This is a genomic window from Streptococcus sp. SK140, assembly GCF_000259525.1.
Classification (GTDB): domain Bacteria; phylum Bacillota; class Bacilli; order Lactobacillales; family Streptococcaceae; genus Streptococcus.
The window spans coordinates 1-23,729 of the sequence record NZ_AJML01000003.1 but is presented as its reverse complement, the minus strand read 5'-3'; the positions used below and the strand labels follow the sequence as shown (position 1 = coordinate 23,729).

General features: G+C 39.4%; 19 protein-coding genes, 1 other RNA gene and 1 pseudogene. 18 read left to right on the top strand and 3 right to left on the bottom strand.

From position 1 onward, the window contains the following. A pseudogene (locus tag HMPREF1116_RS03115) lies at window positions 1-237 on the top strand (ATP-dependent Clp protease ATP-binding subunit); the annotation flags it as partial. Between the two features lie 55 nt (window positions 238-292). On the opposite strand, the gene HMPREF1116_RS03110 reads toward HMPREF1116_RS03115, so the two are convergent. Then, the gene (locus HMPREF1116_RS03110; protein ID WP_000032545.1) at window positions 293-775 is read right to left on the bottom strand and encodes an S-ribosylhomocysteine lyase; all 483 of its coding nucleotides are present in this window, start codon (window positions 773-775) and stop codon (window positions 293-295) included. A 223-nt stretch (window positions 776-998) separates the two neighbouring features. Between HMPREF1116_RS03110 and HMPREF1116_RS03105 the strand changes: the two genes are divergently transcribed. Further along, window positions 999-2,981, top strand: coding sequence for a peptide ABC transporter substrate-binding protein (locus HMPREF1116_RS03105; protein WP_000672677.1), 1,983 nt, complete (start codon window positions 999-1,001; stop codon window positions 2,979-2,981). 327 nt (window positions 2,982-3,308) lie between these two features. Here the strand turns inward: HMPREF1116_RS03105 and pbp1a are convergent, their stop codons facing one another. After that, the gene (gene pbp1a / locus HMPREF1116_RS03100) at window positions 3,309-5,471 is read right to left on the bottom strand and encodes a penicillin-binding protein PBP1A (RefSeq protein ID WP_001041873.1); all 2,163 of its coding nucleotides are present in this window, start codon (window positions 5,469-5,471) and stop codon (window positions 3,309-3,311) included. After that, window positions 5,468-6,064: a Holliday junction resolvase RecU gene (recU, locus tag HMPREF1116_RS03095; protein WP_000248770.1), complete on the bottom strand. Its 597-nt coding sequence runs from the start codon at window positions 6,062-6,064 to the stop codon at window positions 5,468-5,470. Before recU ends, pbp1a begins: the two co-directional genes overlap by 4 nt. Window positions 6,065-6,131: 67 nt before the next feature. Here recU and HMPREF1116_RS03090 point away from each other — a divergent pair, with 67 nt between their 5' ends. From HMPREF1116_RS03090 to HMPREF1116_RS03020, 16 genes are all read left to right on the top strand, one after another. Continuing rightward, entirely contained in the window at window positions 6,132-6,659 is a 528-nt protein-coding gene (locus HMPREF1116_RS03090; protein WP_000556610.1) for a DUF1273 domain-containing protein, read from the top strand. A 69-nt stretch (window positions 6,660-6,728) separates the two neighbouring features. Then, entirely contained in the window at window positions 6,729-7,058 is a 330-nt protein-coding gene (gene gpsB / locus HMPREF1116_RS03085; protein WP_000146538.1) for a cell division regulator GpsB, read from the top strand. An 18-nt stretch (window positions 7,059-7,076) separates the two neighbouring features. Next, an RNA gene (rnpB, locus tag HMPREF1116_RS11755) (RNase P RNA component class B) lies at window positions 7,077-7,457 on the top strand. A gap of 82 nt (window positions 7,458-7,539) precedes the next feature. Beyond that, window positions 7,540-8,697, top strand: coding sequence for a THUMP domain-containing class I SAM-dependent RNA methyltransferase (locus HMPREF1116_RS03080; RefSeq protein WP_000858704.1), 1,158 nt, complete (start codon window positions 7,540-7,542; stop codon window positions 8,695-8,697). Window positions 8,698-8,709: 12 nt separating this feature from the next. Continuing rightward, the gene (mapZ, locus tag HMPREF1116_RS03075; protein ID WP_000372146.1) at window positions 8,710-10,173 is read left to right on the top strand and encodes a cell division site-positioning protein MapZ; all 1,464 of its coding nucleotides are present in this window, start codon (window positions 8,710-8,712) and stop codon (window positions 10,171-10,173) included. Between the two features lie 76 nt (window positions 10,174-10,249). Further along, window positions 10,250-11,674 carry an NADP-dependent phosphogluconate dehydrogenase gene (gndA, locus tag HMPREF1116_RS03070; protein WP_000158757.1) on the top strand — a complete coding sequence of 475 codons (1,425 nt, stop codon included), beginning with the start codon at window positions 10,250-10,252 and terminating at the stop codon, window positions 11,672-11,674. A gap of 11 nt (window positions 11,675-11,685) precedes the next feature. Beyond that, window positions 11,686-12,375, top strand: coding sequence for a response regulator transcription factor (locus HMPREF1116_RS03065; protein ID WP_000518023.1), 690 nt, complete (start codon window positions 11,686-11,688; stop codon window positions 12,373-12,375). Window positions 12,376-12,603: 228 nt separating this feature from the next. After that, on the top strand, window positions 12,604-13,521 hold the full coding sequence (locus HMPREF1116_RS03060; RefSeq protein WP_000670355.1) for an N-acetylmuramoyl-L-alanine amidase family protein: 918 nt from the start codon (window positions 12,604-12,606) through the stop codon (window positions 13,519-13,521). Window positions 13,522-13,644: 123 nt separating this feature from the next. Further along, window positions 13,645-14,523 carry a mevalonate kinase gene (gene mvk, locus HMPREF1116_RS03055; RefSeq protein WP_000159876.1) on the top strand — a complete coding sequence of 293 codons (879 nt, stop codon included), beginning with the start codon at window positions 13,645-13,647 and terminating at the stop codon, window positions 14,521-14,523. Continuing rightward, a complete protein-coding gene (gene mvaD, locus HMPREF1116_RS03050) occupies window positions 14,505-15,458 on the top strand; it encodes a diphosphomevalonate decarboxylase (RefSeq protein WP_000375362.1) in 954 nt (317 codons plus the stop codon). Before mvk ends, mvaD begins: the two co-directional genes overlap by 19 nt. Beyond that, on the top strand, window positions 15,445-16,458 hold the full coding sequence (locus HMPREF1116_RS03045; protein WP_000156998.1) for a phosphomevalonate kinase: 1,014 nt from the start codon (window positions 15,445-15,447) through the stop codon (window positions 16,456-16,458). Before mvaD ends, HMPREF1116_RS03045 begins: the two co-directional genes overlap by 14 nt. After that, window positions 16,436-17,437 (top strand): type 2 isopentenyl-diphosphate Delta-isomerase, encoded by a 1,002-nt coding sequence (fni, locus tag HMPREF1116_RS03040; protein WP_000210665.1) that lies wholly within the window; start codon window positions 16,436-16,438, stop codon window positions 17,435-17,437. The genes HMPREF1116_RS03045 and fni overlap by 23 nt, the downstream gene beginning before the upstream one ends. 94 nt (window positions 17,438-17,531) lie before the next feature. Continuing rightward, window positions 17,532-18,230, top strand: a complete 699-nt coding sequence (gene liaF / locus HMPREF1116_RS03035) for a cell wall-active antibiotics response protein LiaF (RefSeq protein ID WP_001224942.1) — start codon at window positions 17,532-17,534, stop codon at window positions 18,228-18,230. Beyond that, entirely contained in the window at window positions 18,227-19,225 is a 999-nt protein-coding gene (locus HMPREF1116_RS03030; protein WP_000744656.1) for a sensor histidine kinase, read from the top strand. Before liaF ends, HMPREF1116_RS03030 begins: the two co-directional genes overlap by 4 nt. A gap of 11 nt (window positions 19,226-19,236) precedes the next feature. Next, on the top strand, window positions 19,237-19,869 hold the full coding sequence (locus HMPREF1116_RS03025) for a response regulator transcription factor (protein WP_000771495.1): 633 nt from the start codon (window positions 19,237-19,239) through the stop codon (window positions 19,867-19,869). A 465-nt stretch (window positions 19,870-20,334) separates the two neighbouring features. Then, a partial coding sequence (locus HMPREF1116_RS03020; protein WP_000873705.1) for a mucin-binding protein occupies window positions 20,335-23,729 on the top strand: 3,395 nt, incomplete at its 3' end.

Below are 23,729 nucleotides of genomic sequence, written 5' to 3'. Positions count from 1 at the left end.
GTTGATGTCAATAAGACACTTGCTAAGAAAGAAATCGACTTGGCAGTGAGCGATGCAGCTAAAGAATACATGACTGAAGAAGGTTATGATGAAGTCATGGGTGTTCGTCCACTCCGTCGAGTAGTTGAACAACAAATCCGTGACAAAGTAACAGACTTCCACTTGGATAATCTTGATGCTAAACACCTTGAAGCCGACATGGAAGATGGTGTCTTGGTCATTCGTGAAAAAGCTTAAATCAAGGTTTTGAGAATAAAAAAAGGAACCAGTTGAAAAAACTGGTTCTTTTATGTTAAATGACATGACGCTCAAAGGCATCGTCTGAAATTCCTTGTTCAAGAATCAATTTTGCCCATTCCTTAGCAGAGAAAAGGCTATGATCCTTGTAGTTACCACAAGACTCAATGGTTGTTCCTGGGACATCTTCCCAAGTTGTTGTTTCAGCGATTTCCTTTAATGAATCCTTGATGACAGTAGCGATTTCTGCGCTAGTATGACGTCCCCACATAATCATATGGAAACCTGTACGACAACCAAATGGGGAACAATCAATCATACCATCAATGCGAGTACGGATGAGCTTAGCCAAGAGGTGCTCAATAGTATGAAGGCCAGCAGTCGGGATAGAGTCTTCATTTGGTTGAACCAAGCGGATATCAAAGTTAGAAATGATATCTCCCTTAGGACCTGTTTCTTCTCCGATTAAACGGACATAAGGTGCTTTAACAATGGTGTGATCCAGTTCAAAACTTTCAACAATAACTTCTTTTGACATGGTATTTCCTTTCAATTTTCTCCTTTCATTATATCATAAAGATTTACTTGAAAACTGCTAACAAAGAGATTTTTCAAATATGAATGCCAAAAAAGTGACTGACTGTAAAAAATAATTTTAAAATGGCAATTATTTTCAATTCAATTTGAAAAATTCTGAAAATTGTATTGACACTTAGCAAAAAAGGGACTATAATGTATAAAAAGTCATAAAGGAGTTTATTATGAAATTTTCAAAAGTAATGGCCCTAGCAGGAGTGACTCTGTTAGCGTCAGGTGTTTTGGCAGCTTGTTCAGGTTCAGGCTCTAGTGCAAAAGGTGAGAAAACTTTTTCTTATGTTTATGAAACTGACCCAGACAGCCTAAACTATTTGACAACTGGTAAGGCTGCGGTTGCAAATATCACAAGTAATGTTATTGACGGTTTGATGGAGAATGACCGCTACGGTAACTTCGTGCCATCTTTGGCAGAAGATTGGTCAGTGTCTAAAGACGGGTTAACTTACACTTACACAATCCGTAAGGATGCTAAGTGGTATACTTCTGAAGGCGAAGAGTATGCGCCGGTGAAAGCGCAAGACTTTGTAACAGGTCTTAAATATGCGGCTGATAATAAGTCAGAAGCCCTTTATCTTGTTCAAGAATCTATTAAAGGTCTTGATGCTTATGTAAAAGGTGAAGTTAAAGACTTCTCAGAAGTTGGAATCAAGGCTGTAGATGATCAAACAGTTCAATACACTTTGAACAAACCAGAAAGCTTCTGGAACTCTAAGACAACCATGGGAATTCTTGCACCAGTCAATGAAGAATTCCTTACTTCTAAAGGAAGTGACTTTGCTAAAGCAACTGATCCAAGCAGTATCCTTTATAATGGTCCTTTCTTGTTAAAATCATTAGTAGCAAAATCTTCAGTAGAATTTGAAAAGAATCCAAACTACTGGGATAAGGACAATGTTCATATTGATAAAGTAAAACTTTCATTCTGGGATGGTCAAGACAATAACAAACTTGCAGAAACATTTAAAGATGGTGGTTTCTCAATGGCTCGTCTCTTCCCAACAAGTGGAAGCTACTCTGAACTTGAAAAAGAGTTTAAAGACAATATCGTTTATACACCACAAGATTCTTCAACCTTCTTAGTTGGTACAAATATTGACCGTCAGTCTTACAAATATACTTCTAAGACTACAGACGAGCAAAAGACTTCAACTAAGAAAGCTCTTCTTAACAAAGACTTCCGTCAGGCTATTGCTTTTGGTTTTGATAGAACAGCATATGCTTCTCAAGTTAATGGAGAAAGTGGAGCAAGCAAACTCCTTCGTAACTTGTTCGTACCACCAACATTTGTTCAAGCTGATGGTAAAAACTTTGGAGAGTTAGTTAAGGAAAAATTAGTTACCTATGGTGATGAGTGGAAAGATGTTAATCTAGACGATGCTCAAGACGGTCTTTACAATCCTGAAAAAGCAAAAGCAGAATTTGCTAAGGCTAAGACAGCTCTCCAAGCGGAAGGTGTTCAATTCCCAATCCATTTGGATATGCCTGTTGACCAAACCAATACTACAAAAGTTCAACGTGTTCAATCATTGAAACAATCGCTTGAAGCAACATTAGGAACTGACAATGTCGTTATTGATATCCAACAACTACAAAAAGATGAAGTCCTCAATGTTACTTACTTTGCTGAAACGGCTGCTGGTGAAGATTGGGACCTTTCAGATAATGTTGGTTGGTCTCCAGACTACATCGACCCATCTACATACCTTGATATCATCAAACCATCTGTAGGTGAAAATACTAAGACTTACCTAGGATTTGATTCTGGTACAAATAACGCTGCTGCCAAACAAGTTGGTTTGGAAGATTACGAAAAGATGGTTGTTGAAGCTGGAAATGAAGACACTGACGTTTCAAAACGTTATGATAAATATGCTGCAGCCCAAGCTTGGTTGACAGATAGTGCTTTGATTATTCCAACAACTTCTCAAACTGGACGTCCAATGTTGTCTAAGATGGTGCCATTCACACTTCCATTTGCTTACTCAGGTAACAAGGGAACAAGTGAAGCACTCTTGTACAAATACCTTGAACTTCAAGATAAGCCAGTAACTGCTGATGAATATCAAAAAGCTCAAGATAAATGGAAGAAAGAAAAAGAAGAATCTAATAAAAAAGCGCAAGAAGACCTTGCAAATCATGTGAAATAATAAAAAAGAGGCCGGACAAAAAGTCTGGCCTTTTGATACCCTTCCTGAGACTCTAGTTTAGCATGTTGATTATTGGTTTAATCCCTGCATTGAAGTAGTAGATTAGACTTTCTAAGTCACGCCCCTGTTCATAGATAAACTACATAAAAATAAGGTATCTTTTATCTATAATATTAAACAGTTTTCCCGACTATTTATTATGTGTTTGGGATAAGGTAGCGATTGAGGTATTTAACCTGTTCAGTTGTTTCTCTACATATTTTTAAAAAGTTTGATATAAACTATATAGAAAAAAACTGAGGTGTTATTCTCAGTTTTTTCTATATTTTATTGCTGTCTTCGTGGATTTTGTTGGGGTTGATTTTGTTGTTGAGAATTTACAGATGAGTTTGGTTGCGTTGCATTTGGATTAGTAGTGCCATTCGTATTTTCGTTTGAAGAGCTTTCACTTTCAGTTGATGAAGTTGAACTTGAGCTAGAGCTCTCTGTTGTCGAACTTGCTTGAGTTGACTGTGGAATCCAGTTGCTACGTGCCCCATTCTTGAAGACGTAATCACCGCTTCTATAAAGTCCTTCTGGCATTGTCCAGTCACCAGGATGATCGTCCTCTGCTAGATACTGCATCATAGAACGATAGATACTAGTGGCAACAGTAAAGCCGTCACCAATGATTGGAGTAAGACGGTTTGAGTAACCGGTCCAGACTGCCATTGAATATTTACGGGTATAACCAACAAACATTTCATCCGGAGCAACAAATTGACTTGTTTTAATGTGGTTTTCAATCTCTTCATCAGTGTAGTTTGATGTACCAGTTTTACCTGCTTGTGGAAGCCATGAAATGTAAGCGTCTCGACCTGTACCAGAGTATAATACTGTTTTCATCATTTCTGTCATCATATAGGCGGTTGTTTCTTTCATAGCACGAGTACCTTGATCAGAAAACTCTTTTGAACTACCGTCACTAAAGACAACTTTGTTGATATACATTGGTTTGTGATAGATACCACCGTTAGCAAATGCAGCATAGGCGGCAGCCATTTTTTCACTACTTGCACCGTACTGTTTACCTGATTCAGTCGTATTACTTGAAATTGCGTTTGCATATACCATGGTTGGATAATCAATGCCAAGTCCGTTTAAGAATTTTTTGGCTTTATCAAGTCCAACTCTATCGAGAGTTTCGACTGCTGGTACGTTACGAGATTGTTGGATAGCAGTTTGAAGAGTGATGTTACCATAATAGCCACGATCCCAGTTGTAGACTGGAGTGCTAGTACCTGGGAAGTTATATGGTACATCCTTAAGCATATAAGCAGTTGAGTCATAGATATCGTACTCAAGTGCAGGTGCATAGTCCGTAATTGGTTTCATAGTTGAACCCCAGTCACGGTTTGTTTCCACTGCTTGGTTAGTACCAAAGGATACATTGCTAGCTTGGTGACGAGACCCGAGTTGGGCAATAACTTTACCATTTGATACATCAATGATAGTAGAGGCTGCTTGGATATCATCATCAGGATAGTTTACGTATTGATCAGTATTATAGACGTCCCAAAGGTGTTTTTGTACCTCTTGGTCGACGTTGGTATAGACTTCCATACCTGTTGTTAATAGATTATAACCTGTTTCTTGCTCCACTTGATCAATAACCTCTTTAAGATAGTTATCCATGTACTGTGGATAGCTATTAATAGATTTTAGACTTTGAAGTCCATCTGTGATTGGAGTATTGATTGCTGTTTCATATTGTTCGGCTGTAAGGTAACCTTGTCTTTGCATTTCTGACAAAACGAGGTTCCGTCTTTCAAGGGCTGCTTCAGGGTTAGAATAAGGATCGTATTGGTTTGGAGCCTGTGGCATACCTGCTAAGAGTGCTAGCTGAGGAATGGATAAGTCTTTGAGGTCCTTACCATAATAGTTTTCCGCAGCTGTCTGCATACCATAGTTACCATTTGACATGTAAACCTTATTGACGTAATAGGTCAATATTTCTTGCTTAGTTGCAGTTCGCTCTAGCTGGATAGCTAACCAAGCTTCTTGAACTTTACGGGATAGGGTTTGATCAGCTGTCGATGTTGAAAAGTAAGTTAATTTAATTAACTGCTGAGTCAAAGTTGATCCACCTTGAAGACCACTATTGCTTCGAAGGTTACGAAGGAATGCTCCTGCTATACGAATGCTATCAATTCCTCTGTGGTTAAAGAAACGGTGATCCTCGATAGAGACAATCGCATTGACAAGATCAGTAGGAATATCACTACTTTGAGCATTAACACGACGTTCCGAACCTAAATCTGCGATTAGTTCATTTTTGCTATCATAAATTTTACTGGATGTAGTTGCAACAAGTTTGCTCTCGGAAAGTTCAGGAGCCTTGTTTGCATAGTAAAGAAAGACACCACCACCAAGCAGGAAAGCTGCGATAAATAAGCTAATCACACCAATGCCGAGGTATTTAGCGATGCGTAAGACAGTTTGTTTGTTCATATTGTTTTACCACCTAGTAAATGTTGTTTGACTGTATCAAGGTAAGGAATTTGTGGAAAAGCAGACTGCTCAATCACATAACCGAATTCTTTGATATAGTCAAGCGGCATTGACTTTTTTCCCATATCCTGATGATAAAAACGGATGAGGTCAAGTGCCGGCAATAAATACGTTTCTTGATAAGAAGAAAAATGAAGAAGGACAAAGCAAATTCCTTTTTGTTCAAGGACTTGTTCCATATGCCGAATCTGATGAGGATGGAAGTTCTTCATCGGAATCGCACGTTTTTGCTTGGTTTCCTTGGCTTCGAAATCGATGTAAAACCCTTCATAAACTCCAGAATAATCGGTAGTCGATGCTTGTCTAAAATAAGCTTCAACAATCTTAGCACGACTACGCTGAGGATAGTCTACGCGGACAATCTGAACAGGAGTTGGTTTCTTATGGATAACAGCTAAACCGTGTGTCAGATAATAATCGTTTGTAGCATTGATCATCTTTTCAAAGGTCATCCCACGATTTGCGAAATTTTTAGTTTGTGAGGTGACTTGTTGTTTTTTTTTTGATGAAAGTTTATGAGGATAGTTGACCATAATTCTCCTTATTGGTACAATAACATCACTCTATTATACCATAAAGGTGCACAGAAAGGGTGAAAAAATGCATACAGCCTTGATTTTAGGCTATTCTAGCTTTGATTTAGGATTGTTTAATGACAAAGATATTCGTTTAAAAATTATTAAAAAAGCCATTCGTAGAGATTTGGAAAAAATGGCAGACGAAGGATTGAAATGGTTGGTGTTTACGGGAACACTGGGATTTGAACACTGGGTTTTAGAGGTGGCCAGAGATATGAAAGATGACTTTGGTTTCCAACTTGCGACTATCTTTGATTTTGAGACTCATGGGGAAAACTGGAATGAGGGAAATCAGGTTAAACTTAGTGAATTTAAACAAGTTGATTTTGTAAAATACGCCTATCCGAACTATGAACACAAGGGTCAATTACGAGACTATCAACTTTTCTTACTTGAAAATACAGATGGTGCCTATCTTTTTTATGATGAAGAAAATGAAACAAAACTGAAGTATTTTTACGAACTGATGAAAAAGAAAGACAACTATATTACAAAAAGATTAACATTTGAGGAATTAAACGAAGTAGCTGAAAATTTTTCCGAAAATTGAGCCTTTGACCTTGCTTTTTGTTTGCCTTTTTTTATATAATAATACTAGCAACTGAGAATGGAGAGAGACATGGCAAGTATTATTTTTACAGCAAAAGATATTTTTGAGCAGGATTTTGGAAGAGAAGTACGTGGATATAGTAAAGCAGAGGTTGATGAGTTCTTGGATGATGTCATCAAGGATTATGAAACTTATGCAGCATTAGTAAAGTCACTCCGTTTAGAAATTGCAGAGTTGAAAGAGGAATTGGCGAAAAAACCTCAAGTGACTCCAGTAGCTTCTGAACCAGCAGAGCTTGGAAGTACAACTTCTATGACAAACTTTGATATTTTGAAACGTTTGAATCGTCTTGAAAAAGAAGTATTTGGCAAACAAATCATGGATAATTCTGATTTCTAAGAATACTTCTGTTGTGCAATTTTTGGATAATCGCGTGAAGAGAGTTTCTTTTCATGAGGAAAGTCCATGCTAGCACAGGCTGTGATGCCTGTAGTGTTTGTGCTAGGCGAAACCATAAGCCTAGGGACGAGAAATCGTTACGGCAGTTGAAATGGCTAAGTCTTAGGATATGTCAGAGTAGACTTGAAAGTGCCACAGTGACGGAGTCTCTCTGGAAACAGAGAGAGTGGAACGCGGTAAACCCCTCAAGCTAGCAACCCAAATTTTGGTCGGGGCATGGAGTGCGCGGAAACGAACGTAGTACTCTGACTGCTAGCAGCTAGAGCTGCTAGTGGTAGACAGATGATTATCGAAGGAAGTGGTCCTAGTCACTTCTGGAACAAAACATGGCTTATAGAAAATTGCATATAGGTTGGGGCTGAGACATATTTCTCAACCTCATTTTTTAAAGTGAATAAAGAAAGGTCTATAAAAGACTGAAATGAAAACAACATTTAATTTAATTGCGACTGCTGCTGCGGGTTTGGAAGCTGTAATTGGACGTGAAGTGAGAGATTTGGGTTATGATTGTCAAGTTGAAAATGGGCGTGTTCGTTTTCAAGGTGATGTTAAAGCGATTATCCAAACCAACCTGTGGCTAAGAGCTGCGGATAGAATCAAAATCGTTGTGGGAACTTTTCCTGCAAAAACATTTGAAGAACTCTTCCAAGGAGTTTTTGCTCTAGATTGGGAGAACTATCTCCCACTTGGAGCACGTTTCCCAATTGCCAAGGCTAAGTGTGTTAAGTCAAAATTACACAATGAACCAAGTGTGCAGGCAATTTCTAAAAAGGCAGTTGTTAAGAAACTACAAAAACACTATGCACGACCAGAAGGTGTTCCCCTGATGGAGAATGGTCCAGAGTTCAAGATTGAAGTTTCTATTTTGAAAGATATAGCGACTGTTATGATTGATACAACTGGCTCAAGTCTCTTTAAACGTGGTTATCGTACTGAAAAAGGTGGTGCTCCAATCAAGGAGAATATGGCAGCTGCGATTTTGCAACTTTCTAACTGGTACCCTGATAAGCCTTTGATTGATCCAACCTGTGGTTCGGGAACATTCTGTATTGAGGCGGCTATGATTGCGCGTAAGATGGCACCAGGTTTGCGTCGTTCCTTTGCCTTTGAAGAATGGAACTGGGTCAGTGATCGATTGATTCAAGAAGTCAGAACTGAGGCAAGCAAGCAGATAGATCGAGAGATTGAACTGGATATTATGGGTTGTGATATCGATGGTCGTATGGTGGAAATTGCCAAAGCCAATGCCCAGGCAGCAGGAGTATCTGGAGATATTCTCTTTAAACAGATGCGCGTACAGGATTTGCGTACGGATAAGATTAATGGAGTCATTATCTCTAATCCACCATATGGTGAACGTCTGTCAGATGATGCAGGAGTAACTAAACTTTATGCTGAAATGGGTGAGGTTTTTGAACCTCTCAAAACTTGGAGTAAGTTTATCCTGACAAGTGATGAAGCCTTTGAAAGCAAATATGGTAGTCAGGCGGACAAAAAACGAAAACTCTACAACGGTACTTTGAAAGTTGATCTATATCAATATTTTGGTCAACGTGTCAAAAGAAATTTGACAGATTAGAAAGGAGCTGCCATGGATCAGAAGGATAAAAAAGAAGAATTGTTAGAACCTGAGAAAACCTCCCAAGAACCTCAGTTTGATTTTGAGGAAGCTAAGGATCTGACAGTTGGACAAGTTATTCGAAAAAATGAAGAAATTGAAGCGGGAGTAACTCCTGATGATACGATTTTGGACAAATACATCAAACAACACCGTGAAGAAATCGAAGCTGACAAATTTACAAACATTCAGGCAAAGAAAGAGGAACTTCAAAGTCTCGATGATTTGATCCAAGACGCCAAAGAAACGATTGAAGAAGAGGTGGAACCGGTAGAAGAAGTCTCTGAATCAGAAAAGTTTGCTGAAGAAGAGGGAGTAGCAACTGAAGAAGTTTTCCTTTCGCCACTAGAAGAAACTTTAGTTATGGATAAAAATCTTGTAGAGGAAGTATTTGAACCAGAACAGGTAGAAAATGAGGAAACTTCACAGGAAGAAACCCCAATTCTAGCTCGCTCTCTTCAAGAAGAGGATGAGCCACAACGCAAAAAACTGTGGGTCATCTTGTCAGCTCTTTTAGCGATTGTTGTCTTGATTATTGGGGGTAGCTACTACGTTTATCGTCAAATTACTCGTTCTTCTCAAGAAATTCAGTCTCAGTCATCTGATGCTGGTTTGGTAAGCAATCAAGCAATACTCGATCAATTTAACAGTCTCTATGACACTTTTTATACTGATGAGAATAAAACTGCCCTAAAAAATAGTCAGTTTAGTCAATTGAGTCAGCTCAAAGAGCTATTAGATAAACTTGAGGGTGCTAAAGAACATACTCTTGCCAAATCAAAATATGATAGCCTTGAAACACAAATCAAGGCAGTACAAGATGTAAATGCTCAATTTGAAACACCAGCGATTACAGATGGTGTTCTAGATACAAATGCTAAAGTAAAGGCAGATGCTAAATTTACCGAAGTTAAGACTGGGAATACTGAAATTGATAAACTGCTAGATAAGGCTATTAGTCTCGGTAAGAGTCAACTTTCAAGTTCTACAAGCTCTAGCAGTAGTCAATCAAGTTCATCAAGTCAAACAGAGTCAAACTCAGCAACTGAAAGCAATGCTAGTAGTTCTGCTAATGCATCAACTTCAGCGGGTGAAACAGCCTCAGCAAATAATATCCTTAATAGTGGACTAGCAAGCAATGGTGTGAACCTACAAAGAAGTGTCAGTCGAGTACCGTACAATCAAGCTGCTGTTAGTGATAGTAGTAATCCTGCTTGGACTTTTGCAGATGGTGTCCTTGAACGAATTCTTGAGACTTCGCGTGCGCGTGGCTACATTATAGGCAACCAATATATTTTGGAACCTGTGAATATTGTTAATGGTAATGGCTACTATAATCTTTATAAACCAGATGGTACCTATCTCTTTACCATTAATTGTAAGACAGGTTACTTTGTAGGGAATGGTTCTGGACATGCGGATGATTTAGACTACTAGTCAAATTGTTACAAAATTCTTTCTTTTCACAGATAAACATGATAAAATAAAACATATTAAACAAGAGGAGTGTCACATGACAAAAGCTAACTTTGGTGTTGTTGGTATGGCCGTAATGGGTCGTAACCTTGCCCTTAATATTGAATCCCGTGGTTATACAGTTGCTATTTATAACCGTAGTAAAGAAAAAACTGAAGATGTGATTGCTTGCCATCCTGATAAAAACTTCGTGCCAAGCTATGATATCGAAAGCTTCGTAAATTCAATTGAAAAACCACGTCGTATCATGCTTATGGTTCAAGCAGGACCTGGTACAGATGCGACGATTCAAGCCCTTCTTCCACACTTGGATAAAGGTGATATTTTGATCGACGGAGGAAACACTTTCTATAAAGATACCATCCGTCGTAATGAAGAATTGGCGAACTCAGGTATCAACTTTATCGGTACTGGTGTATCTGGTGGTGAAAAAGGTGCCCTTGAAGGTCCTTCTATCATGCCTGGTGGACAAAAAGAAGCTTACGACTTGGTGGCTGATGTTCTTGAAGAAATCTCAGCTAAAGCACCAGAAGATGGAAAACCATGTGTGACCTACATCGGTCCTGATGGAGCTGGTCACTATGTGAAAATGGTCCACAATGGTATCGAGTACGGTGATATGCAATTGATCGCAGAAAGCTACGATCTTATGCAACACTTGCTTGGTCTTTCTGCAGAAGATATGGCTGAAATCTTTACTGAGTGGAACAAGGGTGAATTGGACAGCTACTTGATTGAAATTACAGCTGATATCCTTGGACGCAAAGACGATGAAGGTCAAAATGGACCAATCGTAGACTACATTCTTGATGCTGCAGGTAACAAAGGAACTGGTAAATGGACTAGCCAATCAGCGCTTGACCTTGGTGTGCCATTGTCACTCATTACTGAGTCAGTATTTGCTCGTTACATCTCTACTTACAAAGAAGAGCGTGTACATGCTAGCAAGGTGCTTCCAAAACCAGCTGCTTTCAAATTTGAAGGAGATAAGGCTGAGTTGATTGAAAAAATCCGCCAAGCCCTTTACTTCTCAAAAATCATCTCATACGCACAAGGTTTTGCTCAATTGCGTGTAGCTTCTAAAGAAAACAACTGGAACTTGCCATTTGCAGATATCGCTTCTATCTGGCGTGATGGATGTATCATCCGTTCACGTTTCTTGCAAAAGATCACAGATGCATACAACCGTGATGCAGATCTTGCTAACCTTCTTTTGGATGAGTACTTCTTGGACGTAACTGCTAAGTACCAACAATCTGTTCGTGATATTGTAGCTCTTGCTGTTCAAGCTGGAGTACCAGTACCAACATTCTCAGCAGCTATTACTTACTTTGATAGCTACCGTTCAGCTGATCTTCCAGCTAATTTGATCCAAGCGCAACGTGACTACTTTGGTGCCCACACTTACCAACGTAAAGACAAAGAAGGAACCTTCCACTACTCTTGGTATGACGAAAAATAAGTAGGCCAGCCATGGGGAAACGGATTTTATTACTTGAGAAAGAAAGAAATCTAGCTCATTTTTTAAGTCTGGAACTCCAAAAAGAGCAATACCGAGTTGATCAGGTAGAAGAGGGACAAAAAGCCCTCTCCATGGCTCTTCAGACAGACTATGACTTGATTTTACTGAATGCTCATCTAGGGGATATGACAGCCCAGGATTTTGCAGATAAGTTGAGTCGAACCAAGCCAGCTGCGGTGATCATGATCTTGGACCATCGAGAAGAATTGCAAGACCAACTTGAAACAATCCAGCGTTTCGCTGTTTCATACATCTATAAACCAATCATTATTGATGATTTGGTCAGTCGTATTTCAGCTATCTTCCGAGGTCGAGATTTCATCGACCAACACTGTAGTCAGATGAAAGTTCCGACAGCTTATCGTAATCTGCGTATGGATGTTGAACACCATACAGTCTATCGTGGCGATGAAATGATTGCTCTCACTCGTCGTGAATATGACCTCTTAGCTACACTCATGGGCAGTAAGAAAGTCTTAACTCGTGAACAATTGCTAGAGAGCGTCTGGAAGTATGAAAGTGCTACAGAGACCAATATCGTAGATGTCTATATCCGATATCTACGGAGCAAGATTGATGTCAAAGGTCAAAAGAGCTACATCAAAACAGTGCGTGGTGTTGGTTATACCATGCAGGAATAGAAAGCAGTTGCAGTTGTGTAACTGCTTTTTTGATCTTTAAATAAACGAACATCTTTATCGAAAATTTCATGAGGCTTGGCTGTGCTGTCTATCAGTTTATTTTTTAAACAAATTGATCAGTCTTAACTTCAAGTTCAAAGCAAACTTTGAGTAGATTCTTGTTGGTTTAAACTTAATATATTGACGAAAGCAAAGACATTTGCTATAATCATTTTGGAGGATAAAAGAATGAAATTTTTGAAAAAAATGATGCAAGTCGGTCTAGCAGTCTTCTTCTTTAGTCTGTTAGCAACTAGTACAGTATTTGCGGACACTACAGGTGGACAGTTTGTCGATAAGGACAATAGAAAATATTATATAAAAGATGACCATAAAGCAATCTATTGGCATAAAATAGACGGTAAAACTTACTATTTTGGTGATAAAGGAGAAATGGTAGTTGGCTGGCAATATATAGAAATTCCTGGAACAGGTTATCGTGATGATTTATTAGATAGCCAACCAGTTAATGAAATCGGTCTTCAACACAAGTGGTACTATTTTGATAAAGATGGCGTACTACAAGAGTTTGTTGGCTGGCAACAATTAGAGGCTAAGTATTCGTTAACTGTTGGCAAAAAGCATGGTGAAGGCTTTGAAGGCCCAGAAGTTCTTAAATTAGCAAACTACTACTTTGATCAAGATCACTCATTAAAAACAGGTTGGCTTTATGATCAGTCTAACTGGTATTACCTAGCAAAAACAGGTTCTTCAGGAAAAGACTACCTTGGTGGAGAAAGACGTGCTGGCTGGATTAACGACAATTCAACTTGGTACTATCTTGATCCAACAACTGCTGCAATGCAAACTGGTTGGCAATATCTTGGTAATAAGTGGTATTATCTCCGTTCATCAGGTGCTATGGCGACAGGTTGGTATCTAGATGGTTCAACTTGGTATTATTTAGATGCTCAAAACGGTGATATGAAAACTGGCTGGATTTATGTCGGTAATACTTGGTATTATCTTCGGTCGTCAGGAGCTATGGTGACAGGCTGGTTCCAAGTTAATGGTAAATGGTACTATGCCTATAGTTCAGGTGCCTTAGCTGTGAATACTACAGTAGGTGGCTACTACGTTAATTATAATGGCGAGTGGGTACAATAATGAAAACAAGCGATTGTGAAAGGAAACAATCGCTTTTTTTGTGAAAATATAATAAAATAGAAAGGAATAAAGTTCTAAAATTTTATCTAGAAAAAGACGCTTTTCGTCTGATAGTAGGATTAAATGACAAAAGAAGTTGGTGTCGGTCAGGCACATAGTAAAATTATCTTAATCGGAGAGCATGCAGTGGTTTATGGCTACCCAGCCATTTCTTTGCCTCTTTTAGAGGTTGAAGTGACTTGTCGGGTGGTTCCAGCAGCGACACCATGGCGTCTTTTTGAAGAGGACACCTTGTCTATGGCTGTGTATGCTTCTCTCGAGTATCTAAATATCAAAGATGCTTGCATCCGTTGTCAAATTGACTCGGCTATTCCGGAAAAGCGGGGAATGGGGTCTTCAGCAGCCATTAGCATTGCAGCCATTCGAGCAGTATTTGATTATTACCAAGCGGAACTTCCGCATGATGTATTAGAAATTTTGGTTAATCGGGCGGAGATGATTGCCCATATGAATCCTAGTGGTTTAGATGCCAAGACTTGTCTTAGTGACCAGCCTATTCGTTTTATCAAGAATGTTGGTTTTGAAGAATTAACCATGGATTTGTCAGCTTATCTGGTTATTGCAGATACTGGAGTTTATGGACATACTCGTGAAGCTATCCAAGTTGTTGAGAGCAAGGGCAAGAATGCCTTACCTTTCTTGCATGCGCTAGGAGAGTTGACCCAAGAAGCAGAAGAAGCGATAAAAACAAAAGATGCCGTGAAGCTGGGAGAAATTCTAACCAAAGCTCATGGAAATCTAAAAGAAATCGGAGTTAGTAGCCCTGAGGCAGATGCCTTGGTTGAAACTGCCCTTGAACATGGTGCTCTAGGTGCCAAGATGAGTGGTGGTGGTCTAGGTGGCTGTATCATTGCCTTGGCTGCTAATGTCAGTCAAGCACAAGAACTCGCAGAAAGATTAGAAGAGAAAGGAGCTGTTCAGACATGGATCGAAAGCCTGTAACAGTACGTTCCTATGCCAATATTGCTATTATCAAATATTGGGGTAAGAAAGCAGAAAAAGAGATGGTTCCTGCGACTAGCAGTATCTCTCTAACCTTAGAAAATATGTATACGGAGACGACACTTTCACCTTTGCCAGCAGATGCTAGGTCAGATGAGTTTTACATCAATGGTCAGTTGCAAAACGAAGCTGAGCATGTCAAAATGAGTAAAATCATTGACAGCTACCGTCCTGAAGGAGCAGGTTTTGTTCGTATCGATACCAAGAACAATATGCCAACAGCGGCAGGTCTTTCTTCAAGTTCCAGTGGCTTATCTGCCCTGGTCAAAGCCTGCAATGCTTACTTCCAATTAGGATTAGATCGTAAAGAGTTGGCCTTAGAAGCTAAATTTGCATCGGGTTCTTCATCTCGTAGTTTTTATGGCCCCTTAGCAGCTTGGGACAAGGATAGTGGAGAGATTTATCCAGTCGAGACTGACTTGAAACTAGCTATGATCATGTTGGTCTTGGAAGACCAGAAAAAACCAATCTCTAGTCGGGATGGTATGAAACTCTGTGTGGAAACTTCGACAACATTTGATGAGTGGATTCGTCAGTCTGAACAAGACTACAAGGATATGTTGGTCTACCTCAAGGAAAATGACTTTAAAAAAGTTGGAGAATTGACAGAGAAGAACGCTCTCGCAATGCATGCTACTACAAAAACTGCAACTCCATCCTTCTCTTACCTGACGGATGCGAGTTATGAGGCTATGGATTTTGTTCGTCAGCTTAGAGAACAAGGTGAATCTTGCTACTTTACTATGGATGCGGGGCCTAATGTAAAGGTTCTTTGTTTAGAAAAAGACTTGGAACATCTATCAGAACTCTTAGGTCAACGCTATCGCTTAATCGTTTCAAAGACAAAGGATTTGAGCCAAGATGACGATTGTTAAAACTTGTGGGAAGCTCTATTGGGCTGGTGAGTATGCCATCTTAGAACCAGGACAGTTGGCACTAATAAAGGCTATACCCATCTATATGACGGCTGAGATTACAGCATCTGATACTTATCGACTCTACTCAGATATGTTTACCTATGGTGTGGACATGCGACCGGATTCTTCCTATGCCTTGATTCAAGAAACAGTTGCTTTGGTGGAGGAGTATCTGACTAATCAAGGGGTTGACTTGCAGCCATTTTCCTTAGAGATTCGTGGGAAAATGGAACGTGAAGGTAAGAAGTTTGGCCTAGGTTCTAGTGGTAGTGTCGTTGTTTTGGTTATCAAGGCTATGCTTGTTTTCTATGAAAGAACAGCTGAAAGAGACCTCTTGTTTAAACTGGCGAGTGCAGTTCTTCTCAAACGTGGAGACAATGGCTCTATGGGAGACATCGCCTGTATCGTTTCAGAAGACCTAGTCCTCTATCAGTCTTTTAATCGAGAAACAGTTGCACAATGGTTAGAAAAGGAAGACTTGCCAAGTGTATTGGCACATGATTGGGGCTTTTCTATTAGGAATGTTGAACCAGCCTTGAAATTTGATTTTCTGGTGGGTTGGACCAAGGAAGTAGCTGTGTCTAGTCATATGGTCAAGCAAATCAAGAATAATATGAACGCTAGCTTTTTGCAGGCTTCAAAAGAAACTGTAGCTAACTTGGTAAAGGCTTTGCAGACAGGTCAAGAAGAAACCATTATTGCCTTGTTAGAACAAGCCAGCCAACTTTTAGAAGGCTTGAGTTCAGATATTTACACACCTTCTCTCAGACAATTAAAAGATGCCAGCAGAAACTTAAAAGCTGTTGCTAAAAGTAGTGGTGCTGGTGGTGGAGACTGTGGGATAGCCCTCAGTTTTGTCCAAGATTCGACCACATTACTGAAAAAACGCTGGGCTGATCTTGGGATTGAGCTCTTGTATCAAGAAAGGATAGGACATGACGACAAATCGGAAGGATGAACACATCCGCTATGCCCTTGAACAAAAAAGTACTTATAATAGTTTTGATGAGGTGGAGTTAATCCACTCCTCACTACCCTTATACGACATCGATGAGATTGATCTTTCGACAGAATTTGCAGGGCGCAAATGGGACTTTCCTTTTTATATAAATGCCATGACAGGCGGTAGTGACAAGGGCAGAGAAATCAATCAAAAATTGGCTCAGGTGGCAGAGGCTTGTGGGATTTTATTTGTGACAGGTTCTTACAGCGCTGCACTTAAGGATCCATCAGATGATTCTTTTTCCGTGAAGTCAAATCATCCTGACCTCCTTCTTGGAACCAATATTGGCTTGGATAAACCTGTTGAACTGGGGCTACAAACGGTCCAAGAGATGAATCCCCTTCTCTTGCAAGTCCATGTTAATGTTATGCAGGAATTGCTCATGCCAGAAGGTGAGCGTCAATTTAGATTATGGCAAAGTAATCTGAAAGATTATGCTGATCAAATCTCAGTTCCTCTTGTTTTAAAAGAAGTCGGCTTTGGTATGGATGTTAAGACTATTGCTAAGGCATACGAGATAGGAATACGTACAGTTGATTTGTCTGGTCGTGGGGGAACTAGCTTTGCCTATATCGAAAATCGTCGTAGCGGTCAACGGGACTACCTCAATGATTGGGGGCAATCGACCATGCAAACCCTTCTAAATGCCCAAGACTGGAAAGACAAGATGGACCTTTTGGTAAGTGGAGGGGTGCGCAATCCACTAGATATTATCAAATGCCTGGTCTTTGGAGCCAAAGCAGTTGGGCTTTCACGCACCATGTTAGAGTTAGTTGAAAACTACCCAGTGGATGTCGTTATTACTATTGTTGAAAGCTGGAAGGAAGACCTACGTCTAATCATGTGTGCCCTTAATTGTAAAAGAATCGAGGATTTGCAAGAGGTCGACTATCTCCTTTACGGAAAATTAAAAGAAGCAAAAGATCAACTATAAGGAGGTCGGGATTTTGGTCCTGGTCTCTTTATCATTCCTCAGACTGATGTGACTTTTTGGTTTTGTGATACAATAAAATAGAGAGGACGGATACATGCGAAAATTTCAAATTTTTCTATTTATTGAAGCTTGTTTATTAACAGGAGCTCTGATTATGATGGTATCAGAGCATTTTTCCCGTTTTCTGCTGATCTTGCTCTTGTTTTTACTGCTGATTCGATACTACACTGGAAGACAGGGAAATAACCTCATATTAGTGGCAGTGAGCATCCTATTTTTCTTTATCATCATGCTCAATCCCTTTGTCATTCTAGCTATTTTTGTGGCCTTGATATATAGCCTGTTCTTGCTTTACCCTATGATGAACCAGGAAAGAGAAGATACCAATCTGGTTTTTGAAGAGGTAGTGACAGTAAAGAGGGAGAAAAATCGCTGGTTTGGGAATCTTCATCACTTCTCAAGCTACCAGACTTGCCGCTTTGATGATATCAATCTTTTTCGTCTCATGGGGAAGGATACCATTCATCTAGAACGTGTGATTTTGAGCAATCATGATAATGTCATCATCTTGAGAAAACTAGTCGGCACGACTAGAATTATCGTACCAGTGGATGTAGAAGTCAGCCTCAGTGTTAATTCTTTGTATGGAGATTTAACCTTCTTTGACCAGCCTAAGCGAGCTTTGCGCAATGAACAATTTCATCAAGAAACCAAGGATTATCTCAAGAGTCCTAAGAGTGTTAAGATTCTTTTGACAACTATGGTTGGAGATGTTGAGGTGGTGCGAGGATGAAAAAACAACCTTATATTTTAATCGGTTTCACCTCGTTTCTCTTTGTTGCCTTTCTCTTTCGAAGCATTTTTAAGGTTCTGGATTTAGAGTGGACTTCTCTCTTCCAAGATTTAGAAAAGACAGAAAAAGTCCTTTTTCTAGCCCTGATGTTTAGTTTTGCCCTAGCCTTTTTATTAGTCCTATTCTGGACAATTGTTGATGAAATTTCAAAAAGAAGAATCCAAGCAAATCTCAAACGTCTGCTAGCTGGCAAAGATATTGAAAGTCTGGGAGATACTGACTTAGACGCAAGTTTTAGAAACTTGTCAGGAAAGCTCGGTTTGTTAACAGAAGCTATTCAAAAAGCAGATAATCAGGCCTTGGTCAAAGAAGAAGAAATTGTTGAAAAGGAGCGCAAGCGAATCGCACGTGACTTGCATGATACGGTTAGTCAAGAAATTTTTGCTGCTCATATGATTTTATCGGGGCTCAGCCAACAAGCTTCCAAATTAGACAGAGAGAAGATGCAAACACAACTCCAAAGTGTGACTGCCATTTTAGAGACAGCTCAAAGAGACTTGCGCATTCTTCTTTTGCATTTACGACCAATTGAACTGGAACAAAAAAGCTTGGTGGAGGGGATTCAGCTACTTCTCAAAGAGCTAGAAGAAAAAAGTGAGCTCAAAGTCAGCTTTAAATATCAGGTATACGAACTACCTAAAAAGATTGAGGAGCATGTCTTTCGAATTGTCCAAGAATTGATTAGTAATACCCTTCGGCATGCACAAGCTTCCTGTCTAGATGTTTACCTTTATCAAACGGAAACGGAATTACAGTTGAAGGTAGCAGACAATGGTCGTGGTTTTCAGCTAGATGATGTTGATGAATTAAGCTATGGTTTACGCAATATTAAAGAACGAGTGGAAGATATGGCTGGGACTATACAATTATTAACAGCTCCCAAGCAAGGTTTGGCAGTGGATATCCGCATTCCCTTGCTTGATTTGGATAGATAAGAGGAAGTAAGATGAAACTATTATTGGTAGATGACCACCAAATGGTCCGTCTTGGTTTGAAAAGTTATTTTGAATTACAAGATGATGTAGAGGTTGTAGGAGAAGCAACCAATGGTGCGGAAGGAATTTCTATGGCCTTGGAGCTTCGTCCAGATGTGATTGTCATGGATATTGTCATGCCAGAAGTCAATGGGATTGATGCGACACTAGCTATTCTCAAAGAATGGCCAGAGGCAAAAATCTTGATTGTGACATCTTACCTAGATAATGAAAAAATCATGCCGGTTTTGAATGCTGGAGCTAGAGGATATATGCTTAAGACTTCGAGCGCAGATGAATTGTTACACGCTGTTCGTAAGGTGGCGGCTGGAGAGCTAGCTATTGAACAAGAGGTGAGCAAGAAGGTAGAATACAACCGCAATCATGTTGAACTACACGAAGACCTGACAGCGCGTGAACGAGATGTCCTTCAATTAATCGCTAAGGGCTATGAAAATCAGCGTATCGCCGATGAATTGTTCATTTCCCTTAAGACAGTTAAAACCCATGTATCAAACATTTTAGCAAAGCTTCAGGTTAGCGACCGCACCCAGGCAGCAGTCTATGCCTTTCAGCATCACTTGGTAGGGCAGGAGGACTTCTAGATGAATCTATTGGAGTGAAAGTAAGGTTTATTTTTCAAAAGTCATTCAAAAGATTTACTTTTAGTTAAGAATGTATCTATATAATTTATAACTATAGAATAAATGGATCAGGAAAACTGGTCTATTTTATTTTGTTTTTACGATTTTTTAATACTTATTCTATTAACAGGCATACAATGTTTCGATTAAAGTTTTTAAAGAACTAGGAAGATTATCTAAGTGATACATTCTATAATATTCATGTCGTATATAATAAAGTTTTTTGCAATAATGTATCAAGAAATCTTTTATTTTACAAAAAATAGTTTTGTTATCAAAAAAATCCACAGTTATAGTGGATGAAAATATTCCGACAACAAATAACTGGTTATAAAAGACAATTAAAATATAAAAATAGTTGAAATATTAATTTGAAGTGGTATACTAGTATGTGTAAAAATATACAAATATTTTAAGGAGAATAAAATGAAGTATCATTTTAATGAACGCCAACGCTTTTCTTTACGTAAGTATAGCTTTGGTTTAGCGTCTGTTCTTTTAGGAACCGCCTTCTTTTTGAGTGGCCAAGTCGCTAGCGCTGATGAGACAAATATTTCAGAAACTTTGTCTACTTCCGTAGTATCTGCTAGCCCAGATAGTTCGACTAGTACATCGGAATCTTCAGTGCCAGAAACTTCTGAATCAAAACCTACAGTAGCTGAAAAGCCTACTGTAGCATCAGAAACTTCTGAGTCAAATGCTACACTTTCAGAAAAAGCTGTTGAGACACCAGAAAAGGCTGAAGTTTCTTCAGATTCTGAAAAACTTGCAACAGAGAGTCCAAAATCTGAAAAGTCAGAAACACCAGCTAAAGAATCAAGTGAAGATACGGCGAAAGCAACTGAAGGTAAAGCTGAAGTCGCTGAAAAAGACGATAAGTCTACTGACAAAGCTCCAGCTGAAGTCGCTGAAAAAGACGATAAGTCTACTGACAAAGCTCCAGCTGAAGTTGCTGACAAAGATGATAAGTCTACTGATAAAGCTCCAGCTCCAGCTGAAGCACGTCGTTCAACACGTACACGCCGAGCTACTTCAGAAAATAAACGTGAAGTATCAAATTGGAGTGAGTTTGTTTCAGCCTTAGAGGATGGAAATGTCAGCGAAATCACTGTAAATGGTGATGTCGTAGCTCAAGGTGATAATGGTAATACCGACAATGGACGTGCAGGATCTGTTGACCGTAGAACTACCATTAATGCACCATCTCGTCCAGTTACTATCCAAGGTAAAAATGAAAACGCTCGTCTTGAACTTTTGTCACACACTTTGGAGTTGACAGGAGCTAGCTGGGAACTAAACCTCAAAAATCTTAAGATTGCTTCAGCAAACTCTAGAGGTCCAATTGAACTATCAAGAACCAGTGGCTCTAATACAGTTACATTTGAAAATGTAACGAGTGTTGGTTCATCACTTTATGGTGGTGGTGGTAACACAAATGTCGTTATCAAAGGAAATACAACTTCAACAGTTAGCGATAGTTACCAAGCTGCAAATGGTCAAACACAACACGTACAACGCAATGTTGGAGCTGCTGGCCGTTCATACCAACGTCGTGAGTCAAATATCCACGATGCTAAATCTGTAACAGTTGCTGAGGGAGCTAGTTTAACGCTTAATCGCTCTTCTCAAGGGGATGCTATTACTCTTGAAAGCGGAGCTAAAGTCAGTGTAAAAGATAATGGTAGTCTTACTATCAATATGAACACTGGCAACCAAACTGATAGTGCTCGCTACCATAATGCTGGTATTTTCATGGCTGATAGTGGTACCGTAGAAACTGGTAAAGGCTCTAAGTTAATCTTAAATACTAGTATCGGACAAGGTATTTCAATTGGTATAAACCGTCCAGGGGATGGAGTTACCGATAGGGATCGTTTCGGTGGATACGGTACTCTTAACACTGGTCGTAAAAATGGTCCTAGCCGAGTTCTTATTGGCGAAGAAGGAACATTTGAGTTTAACGGCCGTGATGGTATTATGATGGGTAATAACTCAGAACTTGTCACAGGTCAGAATTCAAAAGTTCGCTTTGAAAATAGAGGACGCGGTGTAGCACTTGATTTCGGTAATGATTCAAGAGTAGCCTTTGGTAAACATTCGACAAATACCTTCCATTCAGATGGTAAAGGTAAGAACGGTGGTGCACCTTCGGGTAGTTACGATGGTTACAACTATATCGGCCTCAATGAAAATGGTAAAATCTTAGTAGATGACTTTGCGACTTTCCGTGTGCAAATGGACAATCGTGGTAGCAATGACTGGGATGATGTCATTTCACTTGGTTCTCAGAATGGTACTAAGTCTGAGCCACTTTTCCAAGCTAATAAGGGTTCTATCGTAGATATCCGAGACGATAATACCAACTACTATGCGGAGTTGATTTCCGTAGCCTTGGGTTCAAGTAAGAATACTGTCTTCCAGTTCAATAACCCACTTTATGTATCCTTTATGAGATATACAAACTCACAAGGTCTCTCAGCAGGGGAAATTACTGGTAAATTACCAGTATCTATTCCTCAAGGGAACAACCCACAGGATATCGGACACGGAAACATCCTTTATATTTCAGAGAAATCCCAAGCTTCTAGAAACAGAATAGAATTTAACGGTCCGGCTAGTCGGAACGGTGGCTCTACTGTTGGAACTTATACCGTCTATTCTATGAATAAAGATGGTAGGGATAGCCAAACTAAAGATAAACAAAGTTCTGTTTGGACTAATATCCAGGGTGGTTCAATGCCAATCGCTGGTTTCCAAAGTGGAAGACCAGATATTCAACCTGCTAACGCTGCATCTGTTCGAACAGGATCTTCTTCTGGAGGGGTAAGTGCTACAGATAGAACCTATGGTATTGACCCTGTTGGTCATAACCGTCAAAACATTTGGGTTTCAAATGGTTCGAAAATCAATCCGACTGGTGTTCATAAAAATGTCATCAAATATGTCTACGAAGATGGAACTCCAGTTAAACTAGACAAAGACGGAAATCCAGTTAAAGATGTTATCCAGTCATCAGATTGGAACCGTACTTTGGATGTCTCAATCGACAAAGAAGGTTTCGAAAATATTTTAAGAAATTCAAGCGTTAGAAATGGTGATGAATTCTTAGCAGCATACAGTAAAGCGAAGTATCACATTTCTGATATCGATGGAGATAACATTGCTGATACAGGCTGGAAAGAAGACGGAACAAATTCTGGTACCCATAATTATGGTACTATCGCTTCGCCAAAACTCAAAGGCTATAAACCAGAAATTCTATCAACAAATGTTCCAGGATTAGAAGTTGGGGCTAAAGCTGATTCAGTTTCTGTTTCATATGATTCAAGCAAAGCACCAGATACGCTTATTGAAGCTCAAGCAGGTAAACGTACCGTTTCAGAAACTTATTGGCGCAATATTGTAGCTAAGTCTGATTTGGGTACATACGAAACAGTCGTTGTCTATAAGCGACCAATGCAATCAGCTATTATTAAATACATTGATACAAGTGCTAATAATAAGGAGTTAGCAAAAGATCAAGTTTCTGGTAAATCGGATGAAGCCATTAACTACTCAACGGATGCTAAGATTGCTGATTTTGTTAATAAAGGTTACAAACTTGTAGACGATGGATTCAAAAAGGCCTCTGAAGATCAAAAGAAATTTGATGATGATGAAAACATTGAACAAGAATTCGTAGTTAGACTAGAACACGATGTAACTCCAGTTGGACCAAATAATCCACATAAACCAACAGATCCAATCAATCCAAAAGATCCAAAGAGTCCTAAATACCCTGAGACAGATCAATGGAAGAAAGATGTAACATCAACTGTTCA